This window comes from Pseudorhizobium halotolerans, from assembly GCF_902153235.2.
GTDB classification, from domain to species: Bacteria; Pseudomonadota; Alphaproteobacteria; order Rhizobiales; family Rhizobiaceae; genus Neorhizobium; species Neorhizobium flavum.
In genome coordinates this window covers 541,526-561,194 of sequence record NZ_CABFWE030000005.1, presented here as the reverse complement: position 1 = coordinate 561,194, position 19,669 = coordinate 541,526, and the positions used below count along the sequence as shown (strand labels likewise).

Here is a 19,669-nt window from a genome sequence, read left to right as displayed (position 1 = left end):
GCCTGCGGAAATTACTGCTGTTCCGCCGCAACGATTGTTGTAAGGAATGCCTCACAACGCATTGGACTAAAGACGAATCCCGGAGGCGCCAGAGATGCAGGACGACGTAAAGGTGAACGGTACGAGCAAATCGGGCGACCTCGACGAGCAGGCCCTCTTCTTCCACCGTTACCCGCGCCCCGGCAAACTCGAGATCCAGCCGACCAAGCCGCTCGGCAACCAGCGCGACCTTGCGCTCGCCTATTCGCCCGGCGTCGCCGCCCCCTGTCTTGCCATCCGCGACGATCCGAACACCGCAGCCGACTATACGGCCCGATCCAACCTCGTCGCCGTCATCTCCAACGGCACGGCGGTTCTCGGCCTCGGCAATATCGGGCCGCTGGCGTCCAAGCCGGTGATGGAGGGCAAGGCCGTCCTCTTCAAGAAGTTCGCCGGCATCGACGTCTTCGACATCGAGATCGATGCCAACGAGATCGACCGCATGGTCTCGACCATCTCGGCGCTCGAGCCGACCTTTGGCGGCATCAATCTCGAGGACATCAAGTCGCCGGAGTGTTTCGAGGTAGAGCGCCAGCTTCGCGAAAAGATGAACATACCGGTCTTCCACGATGACCAGCACGGCACCGCCATCATCGTCGCCGCGGCCATCCTGAACGGCCTGGAACTTGCCGGCAAGAACATCGCCGACGTGAAGATCGTCGCCTCCGGTGCCGGTGCGGCGGCTCTTGCGTGCCTCAACCTGCTCGTCTTGCTTGGCGCCCGCAAGGAGAACATCTGGGTCCACGACATCGAAGGCCTCGTCTATCTCGGCCGCGAGACGCTGATGGACCAGTGGAAGGCGATCTATTGCCAGGAGAGCGATAAGCGCAGCCTGCACGAGAGCATCGAGGGTGCCGACGTGTTCCTCGGCCTCTCCGCCGCCGGCGTTCTGAAGCCGGAGCTCTTGGCCAAGATGGCCGAGAAGCCGCTCATCATGGCGCTCGCCAACCCGACCCCGGAGATCATGCCGCAGCTCGCACGGGAAGCGCGTCCTGATGCGATGATCTGCACCGGGCGCTCGGACTTCCCGAACCAGGTGAACAACGTCATCTGCTTCCCCTATATTTTCCGGGGTGCGCTCGACTGCGGCGCCCGCACCATCAACGAGGAGATGAAGATGGCCGCCGTGCAGGCCATTGCCGCGCTGGCCCGCGAGGAGGTCTCGGACGTCGCGGCCCGCGCCTATAGCGGCGAGACCCCTGTCTTCGGCCCCGACTATCTCATCCCCTCGCCCTTCGACCCGCGTCTCATCCTGCGCATCGCGCCGGCCGTCGCGAAGGCTGCGGCTGAAACGGGCGTGGCCTCTCGGCCGATCCAGGATTTCGACGCCTATCTCGACCAGTTGAACCGCTTCGTCTGGCGCTCCGGTTTCGTGATGAAGCCGATCTTCAGCGCCGCAAAGAGCGCCGAGAAGAACCGCGTCATCTTTGCCGAGGGCGAGGATGAGCGCGTGCTGCGCGCCGCGCAGGTTCTGCTCGAAGATCGCACGGCGCGGCCGATCCTGATCGGTCGCCCGAGCGTCATCGAGGCCCGCCTGAAACGCTTCGGCATCCGCATCCGCCCGAACGTCGATTTCGAGGTGGTCAACCCGGAAGACGATCCGCGCTACCGCGACTATGTCGACGACTACTTCTCTCTCGTGGGCCGTGCGGGGGTCAATCCGGAAGCTGCCCGTACCGTCGTCCGCACCAACACGACCGTGATCGGTGCCCTTGCCGTTCGTCGTGGCGAGGCTGACGCGCTCATCTGCGGTGTCGAAGGTCGCTTCGACAAGCATCTGCGTGACGTCAACCAGATCATCGGCAAGCGCACGGGCGTTCACGCCTTTTCCGGCATGAGCCTGCTGATCTCCCAGCGCGGCGCAATCTTCTTCACCGACACCTTCGTCACCTACAATCCGTCTGCCGCGGAGATCGCCGAAATGACGATCCTGGCGGCGCAGGAAATCCGTCGCTTCGGGATCACGCCAAAGGCGGCACTCATCAGCCATTCCAACTTCGGTTCACGCCATTCCGAAAGTGCGGCAAAGATGCGAGAGGCCCTGGCGCTTCTTCGCCGGCAGGCGCCGGAACTGGAAGTGGACGGCGAGATGCAGGGTGGATCGGCATTGTCGGAGCCGCTGCGCAAGCGCGCCATGCCGGACAGCACCCTCACCGGTGAAGCCAATCTCCTCGTCTTCCCGAATCTCGATGCGGCCAACATCTCGCTCGGGATCGTCAGGACCATGATGGATGCGCTGCATGTCGGCCCCATCCTCCTCGGCGCTGCCTTGCCCGCGCATATCCTGTCGACATCCGTCACCTCGCGCGGCGTCGTCAACATGGCTGCTCTGGCGGTGGTCGAGGCGTCGCAAGGCTGACCGGCTCCTGTTATGACAATCTCAACCGGCGATGTGGATGATCGCGGGGAGAGATTGCTTCGACAGGAGGAGGCATGTTCCTTCGCCTTACCATCACGGCCGCACTGCTGTTCGTTCCGCTGACGGCGACGGCCGAGACGCCGGACATCTGCCGGACGCTGCAGAGGCGGCTTGCGACGCTGCCGCAAGTGATCGGAAGCACGACGGAGGTTCGTCGGCACGCTGAGGCGCTGCGCTATCATGATGACGAAATCCGTCACTTGCGGACGGAAATGCGGCGCGCGCGCTGCGGTGGCAGCATCGTTACGTTCGGCCGGCAGAACGACCTCTGCGCCGACCTGGCAGTCGCCCTGCGGGAGATGGAAACGGCGCGGGACGCCATCGCCGCACAGCGCGCGGCGGCTCAACGCATCCTGCGCCCGAGCGGAGAGCGTAACGCCATCCTCGCAGCGCTGCAGGAAAACCGCTGTCAGGCTGACGCAGTCCCGGAGCCGGTCCCCGTTTCCGCCGACCCTTCCCCCTCCGTTCACGGTGAGGGATCAGTGAAACCCTACTCCAGCATCACGACCCTGGCCCCGGACGCCGGACGCAAGCCCTCGCCGGACGCCGAGGCAATCGCGGCGCCCCCGCCCCCCGAGCGGCCCTATGACGCGTCGAAGCCGGTGCGAACCGTAGGCCCGGTGTTTCTTCCCGACGACGATCGGATCGACCTCGCCAATCCCGCAAAGGACGGGGCCCAGCCGAGGCAATGACCGGGCCACTCAGCCTGACGTGTTGACGGGAAAATAGCGGACATAGGCGAAGGCACTGCCATCCGGCGACCAGTTGGGGGAGTTCATTGTCCCCTGTCCGCCAAAGAGCTCGACCAGGGTTTCGGCATTGCCGCCATCGGAATCCATGATCCGGATCCGGACCGGCTTATCCCGCGGATGGTCGAAAACCTCCGGATCGTAGGAGAGGAAAATGATCCTGTCACCGTTCGGTGACGGATGCGGGAACCAGTCGCCATAGGCGCTCTCGGTGATTCTCTCGGCCGCGCCTCCCTCAGCCGGCACCCGCCAGATCTGCATCAGGCCGCTGCGACTGGAGTTGAAGTAGATCCAGCAGCCATCCGGTGAATAGTCTGGCCCGTCATTGCGTCCTTCGCCGAAGGTCAGCCGACACTCTTCCCAACCTTCCATGTCGATCGTGTAGATGTCGAAGAGGTCGTCCCTGATCCCGCAATAGGCGAATTTCCGTCCGTCGGGCGACCAGCCATGCCAGTAGGAGGGAAGGTTTCGTGTCACCAGCCGCGGCTCGCCACCGGCAGCCGGGAGCACGTAGAGGCCGACTGGCCGTACTCGGCCTTGTCAGAGATCGCGATCAGCGAACCATCCGCGGAGATGCCGTGATCGTTGTTGCACTGTTGGGCGAAGCCCGTGTCGACCAGCTCCGGGCGCATGCTGCCGTCGATCGGCAGCCTGTAGATCAGTCCCTCGCTGTTGAGGAGCAGGTATCGCCCGCAGGGCGACCAGTTCGGCGCTTCGAGCAGCGCCTCCGTCTGCCAGACCACGCGGCTCTGGCGGGTGGCGAGATCGAACGTCTCGATGGAGCTGCGAAGCATCTACCGGTCCCGGAAACGGTTGGTGATCGGGTAGCGCCGGTCACGGCCAAAGTTCTTCTTCGTGATCTTGACGCCGGGCGCCGATTGCCGCCGCTTGTATTCCGCAAGATAAAGCAGGTGCTCCACCCGGTGCACGGTCGCCAGGTCATGGCCGCGCGCCACGATCTCCTCCACCGACATTTCCTGCTCCACCAGGCATTCCAGGATATCGTCGAGCACCGGATAGGGTGGCAGGGAATCCTGGTCGGTCTGATTGGGCCGCAATTCCGCTGACGGTGCCTTGGCGATGATGTTCTGCGGGATGACGGTACCCGTTGGTCCGAGCACGTTCGGCGGCATGTGCTTGTTGCGCCAGTCGGCGATCGCATAGACCTGCATCTTGTAGAGGTCCTTGATCGGGTTGAAGCCACCGTTCATGTCGCCGTAAAGCGTCGCATAACCGACCGACATTTCCGATTTGTTGCCGGTCGTCACCACCATGGACCCGAACTTGTTGGAGATCGCCATCAGGATCGTGCCGCGGGTCCGGCTCTGGAGGTTCTCCTCGGTGATCCCCTCGTCCGTTCCCTCGAAGAGCTCCGCGAGCGACGACAGGAAGCCCTCGACCGGGTCGGCGATCGGGACGATGTCATAGCGCGTCCCGAGCGCGCTGGCGCAGTCGGCGGCATCCTTCAGCGACTCCTCAGATGTGTAGCGATAGGGCAGCATGACGCAGCGCACCCGCTCCTCGCCCAGCGCATCGACGGCAATCGCCGCGCAGACGGCAGAATCGATGCCGCCAGAAAGGCCGAGGACCACGGACTTGAAACCGTTCTTGTTAACATAGTCCCGGAAGCCGAGGACGCAGGCGCGATAGTCCGCTTCCTCCTTTTCCGGCAGGCGTGCCATCGGACCGTTCGTACAGCGCCATCCATCCGGCCCGCCGCGCCAGTCGGTGACGGTGATTGCGGACTCAAACTGGCTCATCTGGAATGCCAGCGTCCGGTCGCCATTGAAGCCGAAGCTTGCGCCGTCGAAGACAAGCTCATCCTGGCCGCCCAACTGGTTGGCGTAGATCATCGGCAGCCCGGTCTCGATCACCTGCTTCAGCACCACCTGGTGGCGCACATCCACCTTGCCGCGATAGTAGGGCGAACCATTCGGTGACAGCAGGATCTCAGCCCCACTCTCGGCGAGCGTTTCGCAGACGCCAAGATCGCCCCAGATATCCTCGCAGATCGGAATACCGAGGCGGATGCCGCGGAAGTTTACCGGCCCCGGCATCTCGCCAGCTACGAACACCCGCTTCTCGTCAAACTCGCCATAGTTCGGCAGGTCGACCTTGTCGCGAACGGCGAGGATCCTGCCCTCGTCCAGCACCGCGATAGAATTATGTCGCCCGCGCTCTCCCTGCCGCGGGAAACCCATGACCACGCCCGGTCCGCCATCGGCCGTGTCCGCAGCCAGCGCCTCGACCGCCTGAAGGCAGGCTCTCAGGAAGGCGGGCTTCAGAACCAGGTCCTCGGGCGGATAGCCGGAGATGAAGAGCTCGGTGAAAATCACCAGGTCGGCGCCCTCGCGCGCGGCTTCGGCCCTTGCCTCGCGTGCCTTTGCAAGGTTCTGGACCACGTCTCCCACGGTCGGGTTGATCTGGGCGATGGCGATACGAAGGGCGCGAGCTTCGGGATTTTTCTGGGTCATGTGCGAGATCTACCGCAGCCTGGGAAAGCGAGCAACGGCGACGCCCGCCGATCGTTGGCAGACCCCATGCAACCTTGTCGTCTTCAACGGGTTCACCTCCCGTTCATGACAGTTATGTGACGGCTTCATGACAGGACTTAGCATGGAGTACGACTGTGGCCGAAGCCGCCGAGCATGGAGATCTGCCGAAGAAGGATATTGGCCGCGTCTCGCCCGCGCTTCATCATGGCGCGATCATTCTCCTTCTCCTGATGCTGTCTGTCGCGCTTGTGGCAGGAGTCGAATCGCTGGCCGGGCGGCCCCTTCACAGGATTCCGCAGTTCCTTTTTTCGATGCCTGGGCTGACGACAGTCGCCGGCATCTTCATGATCGCGCTGGGCCTCGACGTGCTGATGGGTCGCGCCTTCCGTTCCATGCTTCTCATTGCTCCCGCCGCACTCGCGCTCGCTTTCCTATCCGGCGAAAAGCAGCAATATCTTTCCGATCCGCTCTATCCGTCCGACCTCCTCTTTGCCCGCCAGATCAAGGAACTCCTGCCGGTCATGGCGAGTGCCCAGCCGTTGATGGCAGTTACGCTAGGCCTTGTGACAGTGCTGGTGCTGGCACTCGTTGTTTACTGCGGCTTCTTCGCCTGGAACCGCTTTCCGAAGCTCTCCTCCCGCGCGCGCCTGTTTCGCCTGGTCTTCTCTCTGCCGTTCCTCGTCGGCTTTACGCCCATGATGGAATATACCGACCATTCCTGGCTGCGCGACCGGCTGAAGATCCGGCCGATGATGTGGGACCAGGCTGCAAACTACAGGCATAACGGCTTCCTCGTCGCATTTGCCTTCAATGCGCCCATGTCGAAGGTTTCGGTTCCCAAAGGATATGACGCAGCGGCGATCGCACAGGTGGAGGTTGACCGGGACGTCACTCCCGCCTCCCCGGTGGCAGGCCGGAGCCAGCCTGCGGACGTCATTGTGGTCATGAGCGAATCGCTCTGGGATCCGACGAGGATGCCGGGGGTGGAGTTCACGGCCGATCCGATGCCGACCATTCGCCAAAATCAGGCCGGCAATGTCTTCTCCCCGGAATTCGGCGGGATGACTGCCAATGTCGAGTTCGAGGCACTGACGGGCTTCTCTAACGCCTTCCTCCCCTATGGCAGTATCCCCTACCAGCAGTATATCCGCCGCCCGCTTCCTTCGCTTGCGAGGTTCTTCCGCGACAAGGGCTACGAAGCGGTCGCCCTTCACCCCTTCGAGGGCTGGTTCTGGAATCGTGAGAATGTCTACCGACATCTCGGCTTCGATCGTTTTCTGGCACAGGACGCGCTTCCTGAGCTGGAAAAGCGCGGCCGGTTCGCATCCGACGAAGCCCTGATCGACCAGATCATGCGTATCGGTGACGAAAGTGCCGCGCCGCTCTTCCTGTTTGCTGTCACCCTGCAGGGGCATGGCCCCTATGAAGCCACGCGCTATCCTTCCGAAAACGTCGAACTTGCCAGCACCCTCTCGGCCGCTGCGACGCAGCAGGTGGGCACCTATGCCGAGGGTGTCCGGGAAGCGGACGCAAGTCTGACACGGCTGATGGAGTGGGCGAAGACGCGGCCACGCGAGACCATCATCGTCCTTTTCGGCGATCATCTTCCGCCGCTCGGGAAAGCCTTCGTCGAAAGCGGCTATATGGAGGATGCCGTCGCCGCCCGACGCGCGCCTCTGCCGGTCATGCTCAAGGAACACGAGACGCCGCTGATCGTCTGGTCGTCGAAGACGGGGCCGAGAAAAGATCTCGGGACGATCAGTCCGGCGCTTCTCCCCCACCAGATCGTAACGTCCGCCGGCCTCAGTGATCCCTTCTACACCGGCTTCCTCGGAAAGATCGCCGCGCACTACTCGGTGATCGACCGCTACATGCTGGTGGATGCCGAGGGTTCGGCGCACCCCGGCTGGCAGGATGGACGGAAGGCGGCACCGCCTCCCCTCCAGGAATACCGGCTGCTGCAACACGACATGATCTTCGGCGACCAATTCTCCCGCGAACGCTTCTTCCCCGGCCTTGAGGGCGACGAAGCGGAGGCGGGCGAGCCCGTGGCTGCCCTGCCTCAGTCGCCCCGGCTGCCGGGATAGCGCGGGCGCCCGTCATCAGGCAGGTCATAGAAGTCGGCCTTGTCATCACAGAAGATGTGGCAGCCCATCGTCAGGCTGCTCGGCTGGTCGAAAGCACCGGCGAGAACCGAGATATCGTCAGCATCATCCTCTTTCCAGAACAGGGCCGAACCGCAGGTCGCGCAGAAGCCGCGCCGGGCCTGGGCGCTTGCGCGATACCACCGCACGCCGTCTTCTCCCGCGATCCTGAGGTTGGCGACCTTCAGCCTGGTGGCCGTGTAGTAGAGGCCGGTCTGGCGTCTACATTGCGAGCAGTGACATGCGGTCAGATCCTCCAGCGGCCCTGATGTGACGAATGACACCGTCCCGCACAGGCAGCGTCCACTTTTCTTTACCATCATATTCTTCCTCCCTGCGTTGAAGGAGTAGATGACGGCCATCCCGTTCTCAAACGCATTCCGTTGACGGTAAGCATCAGCGAGACGCGAAAAAGCCGCCGGATCGCTCCGGCGGCTTTTCAATTCGAGTCAGTGTACGCTTACTGGTTGGACGCGACCGGCTTCACCAGCGGCGTGATCCGGCGGATCGTGACGCGGCGGTTCTCCTGCTCGGCAGCCTCGGTCCTGATCTTCAGGAAGCGTTCGCCATAGCCTTGGGTGGTCAGGTTCTCCGGCGGGATGCCAAATGCATCCGTGAGGACCACGGCGACCGAGTCGGCACGCTCATCGGACAGGATGAGGTTGCTTTCATCGGATCCCACCGCATCCGTGTGTCCCTCGATGAGGAAGGTCTCGGCCGGGTTGTCGTCGAGGATCTTCTTCATCGCATCGGCGACCTTGCGGAGCGACGTCGCCTGGTTCATCGGGATTTCCGCGCTGCCGGTGGCGAACTTGATCGTGTCAAGATCGATCCGTCGGGCCTTGTCGCGGATACGGGCGGAGTAGCGAACCTCGTCGATCGAGTAGACACGCTCGACGCGCTCGACCGGTGGCAGTTCCAGGAACTCGTAATAATCACGATCCGGATCACTGGAGGTGTCGATGATGTATTCGCTGACCGGCACCGTCAGGCGCATCGGCGGCAGTTCCCGGCCGGGATCGCGCCACACATACTCCTCTTCCTCATAGAGTTCGGGAGCGTAGTAGAGCACGTATTCCTCACCATCGATGATGCGCGAACGCTGGACGACGACGCCATAGCTGTTGCGGATCGTCACCACCTGTACGCCGCCGGGACGTTCTACCACTTCACGATAGCGCTCGCCGGGCAGGCGCTCGTAATAGACTTCGCCTCCGTCCCGATAGAAGCGGCGGGAGTCATCGCTGCGAACGATGGTCCGGTTGTCGATCGAGATGATCACGCGCAGATCGTCGTCGTCACGGTCGAGGCGATCACGACGGTCCCGGTCACGCCGGCCGTCTCCATCCCGATAGGTCCAGCCATCAATCCGACGATATTCCGGTGCGCTCTCGATGCGCTCACCCTCAACGGAGGTGATCGCGCGCATCTCTACCGTGCCGCGCTGCTGCAGCGGAGCCTGGGCTTCAGCATCGGACGTCGGAGCGGCGACCGGCTCGGTCGACTGCGCCTGTACCGGAGCCTGCGCATCGGCAGCCGGAGCTTCGGTCGTGGTCGTGGTGGTTGTCGTGGTGGTGGTTGTCGTTTCCTTCTGGCTGTCGAGGATGGCAGCGCCATTCTCGACCGGCAGCAGGACAGTCTCGCCCTCTTCAGCCGCGGACGGATCCTCGGCCAGTTGCTGGGCGCGCTCGACCTGTTCAGGCGTCGTTGCGACGGCGGGCTCGCTGGCCTGGGCGGCGGGGTCAGCAGTCGGAGCTGCTGCCCCATCGGCATCGGTGGTCGTACCCTCCTCGGCTGGCGCAGGCGCTTCGCCGGTGGCAGGAGTCTCAGCGCTCGGTGCGGTGGCGTCGGCTGGCTGTTCTTCGGCTGGAGCCTCTTCAGCAGACGGCGCCTCCGCTGGAGCTTCTTCCGTCGGAGCGGCGTCCGTGGCAGGCACCTCTTCCGCACTCGGAGCCGGCTCAGCAGGCGCCTCTTCCGCCGCAGGGCTTTCGCTCGTAGCCGGCGCGCTTTCTTCCGCCGGAGCTTCCTCGGCTGGCTGCTCTTCGGGCTGCGGCGCTGTCTCAGCAGCCGGTGCTTCCTCAGCAGCCGGTGCCTCCGGTTCCGGTGCAGGCGTAGCTTCGGGAGCCTCGGCTTCCGGTTCAGCAGGAGCTTCGGGCTCTGGTGCCGGTTCAGGCGCTGGCTCCGGCTCGGGTTCCGGTTCAGGGGCTACTTCGGGCTCTGGTTCTGGTTCCGGTCCTGGTTCCGGCTGCACTTCAGCCGGTGCTTCCTGTTGTGCCTCCGGCGCCGGTTCTGGTGCGGGCTCGGCAGGTGGCTCCTCGGCGGGCGGCTCTTCGGCCGGAGGCTCCTCGGCAGGCGCCTCCTCCTGAGGCTGTTCCTCTTCCGGCGCCGGGGTTCCGTCGGGCAGGATCAATCTCTGTTGAACCTTGATGACGTCGCCTTCTGCTTCAGCGCTCAGAGGTGCCTTCAGCATCACGGCACCGGCCGGCTGAATCATCAGCGGCAGCGACACGAGCGGCGCTGCGACGCTGGCGAACAGTCTGGATTTGATGGACATCGAATTCTCCTCGACTTGGGATTGTCGTCCCTTCTTCACGCGTCCTTATGCCGGACGTCGTACGCAATGGTGCGGGCGCTCAACGAGACGTCACGCTTTTTGTTCCCTGAAGCTTGCCCTCACGGGACTGAACCTCCGGTGAATGGCCATCCGGCGCGCATCGAGCTTCGCCTAACCGTCTGGGCGATGGACCTGCACGTAAAATGCCGTTGCAATTCCCGTGCAGCCGGTATCTAAAAATCTGCAGCCGGAGCGCGAGCTCCGCTTCCGGGCGCGGATAAGAGCAACCCAACAACCGCGCCGGCCGCCAACAGAGAGGATCATCATGCGTATTGCACCACATTTTCTTGCTGCCGCTTCGATTGCAGCATTCGCCCTTTTCGCCGGTTCTGTCTCGGCTCAGGAAAAGATCGTCATCGCGTCCGAGGGAGCCTATCCGCCCTTCAACAGCCTTGAGACCGACGGCACCCTGACCGGTTTCGATATCGACATCGCCAAGGCCCTGTGTGAGGAAATGAAGGCGGAGTGCGAACTCGTGACCAATGACTGGGACGGCATGATCCCCGCTCTGCAGGCCAAGAAGTTCGACGCCATCATCGCCTCGATGTCGATCACGCCGGAGAGGCTCCAGCAGGTCGACTTCTCGAAGAAGTACTACAACACCGGGCCGGCAATCGCGGTCCCAAAGGACACCGACATCACCGATCTGGAAGGCCTGAAGGGCAAGACGCTCGGCGCCCAGACCTCGACCACCCATGCGAACTACGCCGAAAAGCACATGCCGGACTCCGATCTGAAGCTCTATCCGACGGCTGACGAATACAAGCTCGACATCCAGAACGGCCGTATCGATGCGGTGATCGACGACGTGGTCGTGCTCTCGGAATGGGTGAAGTCCGAGGACGGCGCCTGCTGCAAGATCTTGACGCCGCTGACGCCTGACGTGGAGATCAACGGCGAAGGCGCCGGCATTGCGGTTCGCAAGGGCGATCCCCTGGCTGACAAGTTCACCGCCGCCATCGCCGCGATCCGTGAGAACGGCAAGTACAAGGAAATCAACGACAAGTACTTTGATTTCGACGTCTACGGCGACTGAGGCATTCTCCAACCGTAAAGATCGGCGGATGGGTTGCCCTTCCGCCGATTTTCTTTTTTAACAGAGCAACGATAACAAGCGGCCAAGCCGCAAGGGGAAAGCAGTTTATGAGCGGATGGCTCTCCGCCCTCGCCACGGCGCTGGATCCGCTCTGCGGGCCGGTCGGCATCTTCACGCTCCTGGCTGGCGACGGCCTTGTCAGTTGCGGAGCAAGTGGCTGGGGCGACGAAATCGCCTTCGGCGTCAAGGTGACCGTCACTCTCGCGATCGCCACCCTGCCCATCGGCCTCCTGCTCGGCTTCCTGATCGCGCTCGCGGCGCAGTCCGAAGACAAGTTGCTGCGCGCCGCAGTCGGCATATACACGACCATCTTCCGAGGCCTTCCCGAACTGCTGACACTCTTCATAGTCTATTACGGCTTGCAATTGCTGATCCAGTCCATCCTCGGCTGGATGGGCATCGAGCAGCGCATTGAGATCAACGCCTTCCTTGCCGGCATGATCGCGCTGGCCGTGGTGTTTTCATCATACGCGTCGGAAGTGCTTCTCTCAGCATTCCGGGCCATTCCGAGGGGCCAGTACGAGGCGGGCGACGCGCTCGGCCTGCACCGGTCGAGGACGATGATGCTGGTGATCCTTCCGCAGCTCATCCGCATCGCCCTGCCCGGCCTCGGCAATCTCTGGATGATCCTCCTGAAGGACACCGCCTATGTCTCCATCATCGGCCTGTCGGACATCGTCCGCCAGACCAGTGTTGCCGCCCGGGTCAGCAAGGAAGCCTTCTTCTTCTATTTCCTGGCCTGCCTGCTCTATCTCGCGCTGGCAATCATCTCCTCCTTTGGCCTCAGCTTCATCGAGCGCTGGTCCCGCCGCGGCGAGGTTCGCCGATGACCTACGCCCAGGAACTCATCGCCGCGCGCCCGGCGCCGCCCGCACCCGGCAAGCCGCTTACGGCAACGCGCATTCTCGCCCTCGTGATCCTCGCTCTCTGGGCCGCCCTCGCCCTCGCCATGCTGGCACTGGTGGTGACGGGTTGGGACGAGGCAAAGTTCCTCCGCTACGGCCCACGTTATCTTTCCGGTCTCTGGACGACGGTAACGCTGGTCGGCCAGGCGGTTATTCTCGGCGCCATCCTCTCTCTGCCGCTCGCCTTTGCGCGGATGTCGAACAATCGCGTCATCGGCGGCATCGCCTATTCCTATGTCTATGTCTTCCGCGGCACCCCGCTGCTGGCCCAACTCTTCCTCATCTATTACGGCCTCGGCAGCTTCCGGCCGCAACTGGAAGCCGTCGGCCTCTGGTGGTTCTTTCGCGAGGCCTGGTATTGCGGGCTCCTGTCGCTCACTCTCAACACCGCTGCCTACCAGGCGGAAATCCTGCGCGGCGCAATCGAGAGCGTACCCCGCGGTCAGCATGAGGGTGCCGCGGCACTCGGGCTTCCAAAGAGTGTGGCGCTCCGCAAGATCATCCTGCCGCAGGCGCTGATCGTCGCGCTTCGACCCTACGGGAACGAGATCATCCTGCTGATCAAGGGCTCGGCCGTCGTCGCCATCGTCACGGTCTACGACCTGATGGGAGAGACCCGCTACGCCTTCTCGCGAACGTTCGACTACCAGACCTATCTCTGGGCGGCGATCTTCTATCTCGCCATCGTCGAGACGCTCCGGCACATATGGGCCTGGCTGGAGGCCCGCCTCACCCGTCACCTGAAGCGATAGCTTCCCGGAACTTGCGGGGGCAAAGCTTCTAGCGACGCACCCCTAAAGACTTCGTTAACCGCAGCATGTTCCCCTGTGGATGACGCTACTGCGTCGTCAACCAAGAGCGGGAACGAACATGAACGCGGAAATGGAAATGATGCTGAAGGGCTACGGCCTGACGACCGCCCAGATCTTCTATCGCATGCCCGATCATCCCACCCTCCTCCAGAGCTATGTCTGGCAGAACTACGACCTCGCGCCCGACTTCCCGGAGATGAAGGGCTTTCTGAAGTTTTGGGAGGAGAAGCTGGATGGCCCGCTGCACTCAGTGCGTTACGTCCATCGGAAGATGATTTCGGCCAGCGAATGGCGCGCGCTTAAGGGAGAGTTCATCTTGCATTGAGGCTGCGCCCTCAGACATGCACTTCGCCGTGAGCGAGTTCGCCGTCGTCGGAGGCATGGTGAAGCGATGCGTAGAAGACGAAGGCATAGAAGCAGCCAACGACGGCAATGACGCTCCAGCCGGGAAACGGACCGAACGCCGCGTTCGCCACCGCATCGCGCCAGGAGAAGACGACATCGGCTTCGGTCTCGTCCGGAAGTAACTTCGGCGTCGAGATCTTCAGCAGCCAGGCCAGGAGCAGGATCAGGTACATCCAGCAGTAGTTTCGCCTGATCCGACGAAAGAGCGCGTCCCGGTAGCTGACCAGGAAGCATGGTGTCCGCAGGCTTTTTGCGATCGCCTCCGCCCAATCCGGCTTGAGGTCCGCCTGCGGAAAGAGCGCCTGGGCAAAATAGTGCCGCTCCAGCTTTCTCACCCGCGCCCGGTATACGTCGAAGAACCGGTAGCGCCGCGCCTCGATCAGCAGCAGAAGCGATACCAGCAGCATGCCGAAGAGAACGACGCCATGGTGGGCGGTCGGCGTCGACAGCGATACCGACAGCAGCGCGGCCACGACGGTGATTGCCCAGTTGGTCGTCCGGTCGATGCGGTCGCGCCAGCTCGTCATCCGCCCCATCTCGCCGCGATAGTAGTGGATGATCATGTTGGCCTTCTCGGCCGAGGTGATCGGCAACGAGGGCGCTCGCCGCTCTATGTTCTCCTCCAGGGCCGTCTGGACCGGATTGACTGACATCGTCCTTCTCCCACTCGCGTCGCCTGCGAGCCGTTCCGAAGGGATGAACGATCCTGCTGCGGTCTGCGTTCCGCAGCGATTGCCAAAGGCCCCTATCCCGCCTAAAGCGGGCGGCAACGACGGAGAAAGCCGATGAAGAAGATCGACGAGGAAGCGCTGGCCGAAGCCTATAACCGGGCCCTTGGGCTGGAAAAGGCCGGCGACGTCGAAGCGGCCGTCGCCGCCTATCAGGAGGTTCTTGCCATCGATCCGGAAGACCACGGCGGGGCCGCCGTGCGCATCGCCGCACTCGGCCGCGGCGAGGCTCCGCCGAAGGCTCCCGACGCTTATGTGGAAACGCTCTTCGACCAGCATGCCGAAAGCTTCGAGGACATTCTCGTCGAGCAGCTCGGTTATGCAGTCCCTGTCCTTGTTCGCCAACGCCTCCAGGAACTCAACCTCGGCCCCTTCAAGCGCATGCTCGATCTCGGCTGCGGCACGGGCCTGACCGGCGGAACGCTGCGCGACATGGTGGACGATATCACCGGTATCGACATCTCGGAGAACATGGTCGAGATCGCCCACGAGAAGGATCTCTACGAGACGCTCTATGTCGCCGAGGTGGAGGATTTTCTCGAAGACAATGACGACGAGCCCTTCGACCTGATCACCGCGACCGATGTCCTGCCCTATCTGGGCGCGCTCGAGCCGCTCTTCTTCGGCGCTGCCGAAAACATGCTGCCCGGCGGCATCTTCATCTTCTCGTCAGAAACGCTCCCGGCGTCTGACGGGCGAAGCTACATCGTCGGCCCGCACCAGCGCTTCCTGCATTCCGAGGCGTATATCCGGACACGTCTGACAGAAACCGGATTCGATCTCGTCGAGATCACCGAGATCAATGTCCGGATGCAGGACGGACAACCCAGCCCGGGCCATCTGGTCATCGCCAGGCTCAGAGGATAGGGTCTCCGCCAGGAGGCCCCATGACGCCACAGCGCTACCTTCTCGCCCAGGCCTACAACAATGCCTGGGCCAATCACCGGCTGTTGAACGCCTGCCGGATGCTTTCACCGGAGGAACTCGCCGCACCGCGGACGGGCTTCTTTCCCTCCATCGTCCACACGCTCAACCACATCCTCACGGTCGACTGGCTCTACATAAGTGCGCTGGAAGGCCGGTGTGTTGGGGTCGCCGCCTTCGACCCGGAGATTCCTTTCCCCCGCATCCTCGACCTCGAACGCGAGCAGCGGGCCGCCGATCGCAGGCTGATCGACCACTGCCGCCAGCTCGACCGCGATACGCTCGCAGCCGAGGTGCTTATCCCGCGGGAAAGCCATGTCCAGGTCGAGCGGGCGGACCGCATCCTGCTGCACCTCTTCCAGCACCAGATCCACCACCGCGGGCAGGTCCATGCCATGCTCTCGGAAACCTCCGTCGCCCCGCCGCAACTGGACGAGTTCTTTCCCGCCGATCCGACCGAACAGGCATTGCGCCGGCAGGATTTCGCCGAACTCGGCTTCACCGAAGACCTCATCTGGAACTGACCATGCTCTATTTCGTCCTCAAGTCACTGCACATCATCTCCGACATTGTCTGGGTAGGTGGGATGCTGGTGAATGCTTTCGTCATCGCCATGGTCCCGCCAACGATCCGCACCGGCGTCATTGCCGCCGTCCGCCCGTTCGACCGCCGGATCACGACGGTTGCCGAGGGCGGTGCATGGCTCTTCGGCATCATCCTGGCCATCTGGTACGGCTGGTACGCGACCGGCTGGTTCGGCTTCAAGTTCCTCATCGTCGTGATGCTGTCGGCACTGCACGGCATGCAGGCGGCCTGGCTGCGGCGCATGGAAGCCGATCCCCATCTTGATCCGCCTGCCTTCGTGCGGGTGGGGATGCCGATCGTGCTCATATCCGTGGTCGCGATCGTGCTTCTGGCCGTCGTCAAGCCGTTCTAGCCATTGAGGCTCTGCGGGGTTTCCGCTACGTCTCAAGGATCAATCAGTTGAGGAGGACGACATGGCAAAGGTGTCATTCATCGGTCTGGGCGTAATGGGTTTCCCGATGGCCGGGCATCTCAAGGAAAAGGGCGGCCACGACGTCACTGTCTACAACCGCACCGCTGCCAAGGCGGAGGAATGGGCGAAGAAACATGGTGGACGCTCGGCCGCCACTCCCGCCCAAGCCGCCAAGGATGCCGACTTCGTCTTTACCTGCGTCGGCAATGATGACGACCTCCGCTCCGTCACGCTCGGAGATACCGGCGCCATTGCCGGCATGAAGGCTGGCGCCATCTTGATCGACAACACCACTGCCAGCGCCGAAGTCGCCCGCGAGCTTGCCGATTCCGCCAAGGCCAAGGGCGTCGACTTCATCGACGCACCCGTCTCCGGCGGCCAGGCAGGCGCGGAGAATGGCGTCCTCACGGTCATGTGTGGCGGCGACCAGGCCGTCTTCGATCGTGCCAAGCCGGTGATCGAGGCCTATGCCCGCATGGTCGGACTGATGGGGCCGGTCGGCGCCGGTCAGCTCACCAAGATGATCAACCAGATCTGCATTGCCGGGCTCGTCCAGGGTCTTGCCGAGGGGATTCACTTCGGCAAGAAGGCCGGACTGGACATCGAGAAGGTCGTCGAGGTCATCTCCAAGGGCGCCGCCGGCTCCTGGCAGATGGAGAACCGCCACAAGACCATGAACCAGGGCAAGTACGACTTCGGCTTTGCCGTCGACTGGATGCGCAAGGACCTTGGTATTGTCCTCGCGGAAGCCCGTCGCAACGGCGCCAAGCTGCCAGTCACCGCCCTCGTGGACCAGTTCTATGGCGACGTCCAGTCCATGGGCGGAAACCGGTGGGACACGTCGTCGCTTCTCGCGCGTCTGGAAAAATGACCCTCACGCCATCCTCATCCGCCGAGGAGATCGTTGCGCATCTGAAATCGTTGCGCAACGAGGCGAACATTGCAGGGATGGCCCGCTACGGGATCGACACCTCGACAGCGCTCGGGATCACGACCCCGCAGATGCAGGCGGTAGGCCGGCAGGTGAAACGAAACCACGAACGTGCTCTCGAGCTCTGGCGGACTGGTCTGCGCGACGCCCGAATGGCTGCAATCCTCACCGCTGACCCTGCCCGGCTGACGAAGGAAGACGCGTGGGCCTGGGCAGGCGACTTCAATTCCTGGGAAATCGTCGACACTGCGGCCGACCTCTTCACCCAGACGACGTTCTGGCGGGAACTGATTCCCGAGTTCGCCGCGGGCAGTCGCGAATATGTACGTCGGACCGCCTTCGCGATGATCGCCGGCGCGACCGTACATAACAAGCAGGAGCCGGACGACAATCTCCTCGCCTATCTGCCGCTGATCGAGGCCCACGCGGCGGACCCGCGCAACTTCGTCAAGAAGGCCGTGAACTGGGCCCTGCGCAATATCGGCAAGCGCAACCGCGCCTGTCATGCTCCGGCACTCGCCGTGGCGGAAAAGCTCTCCGCCGGCGACGACAGGACTGCCCGCTGGATCGGCAAGGATGCGGTGCGGGAGCTGACGAGCGAGAAGATCCTCGCCCGCCTGAAATAGGATCAGTCGTCGCCTGACTTCTGATCGAGGATCATGTAGTCGAGCGGCAGTTCGGTCGTGTACTTGATCTGCTCCATCGCGAAGGCGGAGGACACGTCACGGATTTCGATGCGGGCGATCAGGCGCTTGTAGAAGGCGTCATAGGCGGCGATATCCGGCACGACCACGCGCAGGAGATAGTCGACGTCGCCGCTCATGCGGTAGAACTCGACGACCTCGGGAAAATCCACGACGACTTCCGAGAAGCGCTTCAGCCACTCGATCGAATGGCTCGCCGTGCGGATCGAGACGAAGACGGTGACTTTCGTGTTGACCTTGACGGGATCGAGCAGCGCCACGCGGCGGCGGATCACGCCCTCTTCCTCCATTCGCTGTATGCGACGCCAGCATGGCGTGGTGGACAGGCCGACCTTCTTGGCAAGATCCGCGACGGCGAGCGTCGAGTCTTCCTGAAGGATACGGAGGATTTTGCGGTCAAGGCGGTCCATTATACGGTCCTTCGAAATGCTTTTCTCCTGCATGGGTCCTTTTAGCACGAACAGGCGTAAATTGTTTTAACGTATCAGTCTATCCACATCCTGCTTCAACACCGGCAGGACATCGGCCTCGAACCAGGGATTACGCCTCAACCAGCCGGTATTGCGCCAGCTCGGATGCGGGAGCGGCAGGATGCGCGGTGCCTGGTTCGCGAAGTAATACTCCCGCCAATTGCGGACCGTTTCCGTCATGCCCTTTTTCCGCCTCGCTCCCAGGTGCCAGGCCTGGGCGTATTGGCCGATGGTCAGGATCAGTTCGATCTGGGGCATTGCGTCCATTACCGGCTGCCGCCACAGCGGCGCGCATTCGCGGCGTGGCGGCAGGTCGCTCCCCTTGTCATCATATCCCGGAAAGCAGAAACCCATCGGCACGATCGCGAAGCGATCCGGGTCGTAGAACTCCTCCCGGCCGACGCCGAGCCAGGACCGCAAACGGTCTCCCGACGCATCGTTGAAGGGAAGGCCGCTTTCGTGAACCCTCAGGCCGGGTGCCTGACCGGCAATCAGGATGCGTGCTGTCCGAGAGAGAACCGCGACCGGTCGAGGCTCATGCGGCAGGCAATGTTGAGGGCCTCGGGCTGGCGCATCACGGCAGAGCCGGCAGATGCGGATGGCGGCCCGCAGGCTGTCAAGGCCGTCACCCTGCCCGGAAGCGGCCAACTGCTCCGTCAGTTCAGCCCCAGCCATCCCTTCAGCCATGCGAGGATACCCTCTGCCGCGCTCGGATCATCCATCACCCCATGTCGTACCCGCCAGTCGCGCGGGCGCTCGAACTCTCCGGCCCAGACGCCCTCGCCCTTTTCCTGCGCCTGCGCTTCCTCGGAAGCGTAATTGCCGGACGCCACCGCCAGGCCCAGAGCCACCATGCGGGCGTTGATATCAAGCTCGCCGTCGCGGCAGGCCGCCAGAAGCCGATCATAGCGGTCACGCTCGGACCCGCTGCACATGACGGAGGCGGCAGAAGTAAGGCGCTCGAGGGCAGCCCTTGCCTCCTCGCCGCAGCGCCAGTCTCTGCCCCGGCGATCCGTGCAGGTCTGCCGGACCTCCGGTGCATCGAGCCCGTGCAGGCGCAAGCGCTCGGCGCCAAAGGCCAATGTATCGCCATCTATCGCGACGAATGGGCCTCCGATCGAGACGGCCGAGCTGTCTTCCAGCCGCGCGGCGACAAGTGCGCCTAGGAATACCAGCGCGAGCAGAAGCCCGGCATCCCTCAGCTTCCGGTAAATCCGCGTCACGATCCCGCCCCAAT

At 63.1% G+C, this 19,669-nt stretch carries 18 protein-coding genes and 2 pseudogenes; 12 read left to right on the top strand and 8 right to left on the bottom strand.

The window, feature by feature from the left end:
* The first annotated feature begins 94 nt into the window (after positions 1 to 94).
* Together FN060_RS07645 and FN060_RS07640 are read left to right on the top strand one after the other, a co-directional pair.
* A complete protein-coding gene (locus FN060_RS07645; protein ID WP_142587544.1) occupies positions 95 to 2,398 on the top strand; it encodes an NADP-dependent malic enzyme in 2,304 nt (767 codons plus the stop codon).
* 74 nt (positions 2,399 to 2,472) lie between these two features.
* The gene (locus tag FN060_RS07640) at positions 2,473 to 3,150 is read left to right on the top strand and encodes a hypothetical protein (RefSeq protein WP_142587543.1); all 678 of its coding nucleotides are present in this window, start codon (positions 2,473 to 2,475) and stop codon (positions 3,148 to 3,150) included.
* A 9-nt stretch (positions 3,151 to 3,159) separates the two neighbouring features.
* Here the strand turns inward: FN060_RS07640 and FN060_RS07635 are convergent.
* Together FN060_RS07635 and FN060_RS07630 are read right to left on the bottom strand one after the other, a co-directional pair.
* A pseudogene (locus FN060_RS07635) lies at positions 3,160 to 4,001 on the bottom strand (TolB family protein).
* Positions 4,002 to 5,681, bottom strand: a complete 1,680-nt coding sequence (locus tag FN060_RS07630) for an NAD+ synthase (protein ID WP_142587542.1) — start codon at positions 5,679 to 5,681, stop codon at positions 4,002 to 4,004.
* A gap of 155 nt (positions 5,682 to 5,836) precedes the next feature.
* Here FN060_RS07630 and FN060_RS07625 point away from each other — a divergent pair, with 155 nt between their 5' ends.
* Complete coding sequence (locus tag FN060_RS07625; protein ID WP_244665717.1) at positions 5,837 to 7,789, top strand: LTA synthase family protein; 1,953 nt, start codon at positions 5,837 to 5,839, stop codon at positions 7,787 to 7,789.
* Here FN060_RS07625 and FN060_RS07620 read toward each other — a convergent pair.
* A complete protein-coding gene (locus tag FN060_RS07620) occupies positions 7,765 to 8,169 on the bottom strand; it encodes a GFA family protein (protein ID WP_142587541.1) in 405 nt (134 codons plus the stop codon). The two genes, FN060_RS07625 and FN060_RS07620, sit on opposite strands and share 25 nt — an antisense overlap.
* A gap of 137 nt (positions 8,170 to 8,306) precedes the next feature.
* A complete protein-coding gene (locus tag FN060_RS07615) occupies positions 8,307 to 10,400 on the bottom strand; it encodes an OmpA family protein (RefSeq protein ID WP_142587540.1) in 2,094 nt (697 codons plus the stop codon).
* A gap of 325 nt (positions 10,401 to 10,725) precedes the next feature.
* On the opposite strand from FN060_RS07615, the gene FN060_RS07610 reads away from it, so the two are divergent.
* The 4 genes from FN060_RS07610 to FN060_RS07595 all read left to right on the top strand — a co-directional run bounded on the left by FN060_RS07610 (position 10,726) and on the right by FN060_RS07595 (position 13,598).
* Positions 10,726 to 11,496, top strand: a complete 771-nt coding sequence (locus tag FN060_RS07610) for an ABC transporter substrate-binding protein (RefSeq protein ID WP_142587539.1) — start codon at positions 10,726 to 10,728, stop codon at positions 11,494 to 11,496.
* 107 nt (positions 11,497 to 11,603) lie between these two features.
* Positions 11,604 to 12,386, top strand: coding sequence for an ABC transporter permease (locus FN060_RS07605; RefSeq protein ID WP_142587538.1), 783 nt, complete (start codon positions 11,604 to 11,606; stop codon positions 12,384 to 12,386).
* A complete protein-coding gene (locus FN060_RS07600) occupies positions 12,383 to 13,213 on the top strand; it encodes an ABC transporter permease (protein ID WP_142587537.1) in 831 nt (276 codons plus the stop codon). Before FN060_RS07605 ends, FN060_RS07600 begins: the two co-directional genes overlap by 4 nt.
* 118 nt (positions 13,214 to 13,331) lie before the next feature.
* Positions 13,332 to 13,598 (top strand): usg protein, encoded by a 267-nt coding sequence (locus tag FN060_RS07595; RefSeq protein ID WP_142587536.1) that lies wholly within the window; start codon positions 13,332 to 13,334, stop codon positions 13,596 to 13,598.
* A gap of 10 nt (positions 13,599 to 13,608) precedes the next feature.
* Here FN060_RS07595 and FN060_RS07590 read toward each other — a convergent pair whose 3' ends face one another.
* Positions 13,609 to 14,331: a DUF2270 domain-containing protein gene (locus FN060_RS07590; protein ID WP_142587535.1), complete on the bottom strand. Its 723-nt coding sequence runs from the start codon at positions 14,329 to 14,331 to the stop codon at positions 13,609 to 13,611.
* Between the two features lie 132 nt (positions 14,332 to 14,463).
* On the opposite strand from FN060_RS07590, the gene FN060_RS07585 reads away from it, so the two are divergent.
* The 5 genes and pseudogenes from FN060_RS07585 (at position 14,464) to FN060_RS07565 (ending at position 17,884) form a co-directional block, all read left to right on the top strand.
* Positions 14,464 to 15,273 (top strand): class I SAM-dependent DNA methyltransferase, encoded by an 810-nt coding sequence (locus tag FN060_RS07585; protein ID WP_142587534.1) that lies wholly within the window; start codon positions 14,464 to 14,466, stop codon positions 15,271 to 15,273.
* A 20-nt stretch (positions 15,274 to 15,293) separates the two neighbouring features.
* Positions 15,294 to 15,854 carry a DinB family protein gene (locus FN060_RS07580; protein WP_142587533.1) on the top strand — a complete coding sequence of 187 codons (561 nt, stop codon included), beginning with the start codon at positions 15,294 to 15,296 and terminating at the stop codon, positions 15,852 to 15,854.
* 2 nt (positions 15,855 to 15,856) lie between these two features.
* Positions 15,857 to 16,267 carry a CopD family protein gene (locus FN060_RS07575; protein WP_142587532.1) on the top strand — a complete coding sequence of 137 codons (411 nt, stop codon included), beginning with the start codon at positions 15,857 to 15,859 and terminating at the stop codon, positions 16,265 to 16,267.
* 52 nt (positions 16,268 to 16,319) lie between these two features.
* Positions 16,320 to 17,198 (top strand): annotated as a pseudogene (locus FN060_RS07570) (NAD(P)-dependent oxidoreductase); the annotation flags it as partial.
* Positions 17,195 to 17,884, top strand: a complete 690-nt coding sequence (locus tag FN060_RS07565) for a DNA alkylation repair protein (protein WP_142587530.1) — start codon at positions 17,195 to 17,197, stop codon at positions 17,882 to 17,884. The pseudogene FN060_RS07570 and the gene FN060_RS07565, both read left to right, overlap by 4 nt.
* A gap of 2 nt (positions 17,885 to 17,886) precedes the next feature.
* On the opposite strand, the gene FN060_RS07560 is transcribed toward FN060_RS07565, so the two are convergent.
* The 3 genes from FN060_RS07560 to FN060_RS07550 all read right to left on the bottom strand — a co-directional run bounded on the left by FN060_RS07560 (position 17,887) and on the right by FN060_RS07550 (position 19,655).
* Entirely contained in the window at positions 17,887 to 18,372 is a 486-nt protein-coding gene (locus tag FN060_RS07560) for an Lrp/AsnC family transcriptional regulator (protein WP_052638297.1), read from the bottom strand.
* Positions 18,373 to 18,438: 66 nt separating this feature from the next.
* Positions 18,439 to 19,119: a uracil-DNA glycosylase family protein gene (locus FN060_RS07555; protein ID WP_244665716.1), complete on the bottom strand. Its 681-nt coding sequence runs from the start codon at positions 19,117 to 19,119 to the stop codon at positions 18,439 to 18,441.
* Positions 19,089 to 19,655, bottom strand: coding sequence for a thermonuclease family protein (locus FN060_RS07550; RefSeq protein WP_142587529.1), 567 nt, complete (start codon positions 19,653 to 19,655; stop codon positions 19,089 to 19,091). Before FN060_RS07550 ends, FN060_RS07555 begins: the two co-directional genes overlap by 31 nt.
* Positions 19,656 to 19,669 lie beyond the last annotated feature (14 nt).